General features: G+C 31.3%; 3 protein-coding genes. 2 read left to right on the top strand and 1 reads right to left on the bottom strand.

Annotation, left to right across the window (positions count from 1 at the left end; translation table 11 throughout):
- Positions 1 to 473: DedA family protein (locus KI356_RS25785; RefSeq protein WP_212936863.1), on the bottom strand; the 473-nt coding region annotated here is incomplete at its 3' end.
- A 414-nt stretch (positions 474 to 887) separates the two neighbouring features.
- On the opposite strand from KI356_RS25785, the gene KI356_RS25790 reads away from it, so the two are divergent.
- Together KI356_RS25790 and KI356_RS25795 are read left to right on the top strand one after the other, a co-directional pair.
- Entirely contained in the window at positions 888 to 1,331 is a 444-nt protein-coding gene (locus KI356_RS25790) for a DUF3978 family protein (RefSeq protein ID WP_033712435.1), read from the top strand.
- Between the two features lie 29 nt (positions 1,332 to 1,360).
- Positions 1,361 to 1,822 (top strand): L,D-transpeptidase, encoded by a 462-nt coding sequence (locus KI356_RS25795; protein ID WP_212936864.1) that lies wholly within the window; start codon positions 1,361 to 1,363, stop codon positions 1,820 to 1,822.
- Positions 1,823 to 1,960: the final 138 nt, after the last annotated feature.

A 1,960-nucleotide genomic window follows, 5' to 3' on the forward strand; every position in this document is an offset into this window, starting at 1 on the left:
CCTAACCAGTAACCACCGATTAAGAAGAATGATACCCAAAATAAAGCACCTGAATAAATTGTAATCGCAAAGCGTCGAAACGGTAAGTTAATGATACCTGCAAAGTATCCTGTAAAATGACGTACACCAGGAATAAAGAAACCGATAAAGATTAGAAAATACCCATACTTATCGAACCACATTCTCGTTAAATCAATTTTTCTTTGTGTTAAAAATACATATTTCCCATACTTTTGAACAAAAGGCATACCAAGCTTATTCCCTAAAAAGTATTGAATCGTCATTCCTACACTTGTCCCAATAAAGGATAGGATAATTAAAATAGGTAAACTTAGATCACCCTTCTGTGCTAAAAACCCCGCATATGCTAATGTTGGCTCTCCCGGAAACGGAAGTGCGATATATTCTAACAGCAATCCTACAAGTACAACATAATACCCGTATTGCTGAAATAATTCATGAACCCATTCCATGTCATCTCCCCTTTCATTCACGTACAACTTGTTACTATTATTGTATAAAAAAATTGTCGAAATAACTATCACAATAGCTTACATTTTTATTACATTTTTGTAAGGCTCATGCTAAAGTTTTCTGTTCTTTATTTAATTATATAAATTATTGTTTTAAAACGGGATGACACCTATCTATTACAATGGCTAGAGACATTAATATACAAATTTTATCCAGTTTTAAGCACTCGGAAATCACCTCATTTTGTTCTCTATAAAAAACCATAACAAACTCATACTAACTTCATATTATCTTCATATATGTATTGTAAGATTATATCGGAATTTGTTGAAAATTTTAACCAATATATGACTAAACACTAAATTGAATAAATATAAGTCGCTTTTCGAAATTGAAAAAAGGGTGAATAAGAAATGGAAGCATATAAAATGCATGATTTCATTAATACAAATGTTGAATCTCATCAAAATGAAACCGCTTTTAATTTACACATATGTGAAACAAATGAATTTGACGTTAATTTAACAAAATCTACAACACTGTCTTTTATCGTTTCAAAAAAGAATATTAAGATTGTCACGAGAAAATGGATTAATTCAAATCAAGAAAGCATGATTGGCAAAAGCTACATTATTCCCACGAAAGCGTTTCACTATTTCTTACCAATCATTTCTGAAACTGAAGATGAACTAAATATTCAAGTTCAAAGTTTTGGACTACATGGTGAGCTTTTACTAAATGAAAGATTACTTATTGATAAAAACAACAAACACAATGCAAAGATTACTACCTTCTTTGAAACATTAGATGAGAATATAAATCAAGCATTACGAGGATTGCAAATTCATTGCATGTAATACTACTACAATAGTAAAAGGAGAATATAATGAAAAAATTACTATTAACTATAATGTTGTCGTTAGGTTTTTTAACTGTTCCATATATGTCTGTGGAAGCTGCTTCAACTAACGAACAACTTATCATTGACACGAAATTAAATAAAATGGATTTCTATCAAAATGGGAAGTTTATAAAAAGCTTCACTGTCGCTACTGGCAAAACAGCAACACCTACACCTACAGGTACTTTTCAAGTCGTAAATAAAATTAAAAACCGTCCTTATTATAAAAGACATATTAAAGGCGGCGATCCACGTAACCCACTTGGTGACCGTTGGCTCGGATTAAATATGGCAGGAACATACGGAACAACGTATGCGATTCATGGGACTAACAATAATCAAGCGATTGGCAAAGCTACAACACTTGGCTGTATTCGCATGTATAACGATGATATACATTGGTTATTTGAACGTATTCACGAACGTGCCACTGTCACTGTAAAATAACCTATGAACAAGATTTACATGTAGCCAAGAATTTTATATCTTGGCTTATTTTATTTATTCATTTACAGTAGCTAAACAACTCTACTTGCATATATAATGAAAGTAGACTGCACTAAATAGCATAAAAACATTAATAAA

The sequence above is a fragment of the Bacillus hominis genome (assembly GCF_018332515.1).
GTDB lineage: Bacteria > Bacillota > Bacilli > Bacillales > Bacillaceae_G > Bacillus_A > Bacillus_A hominis.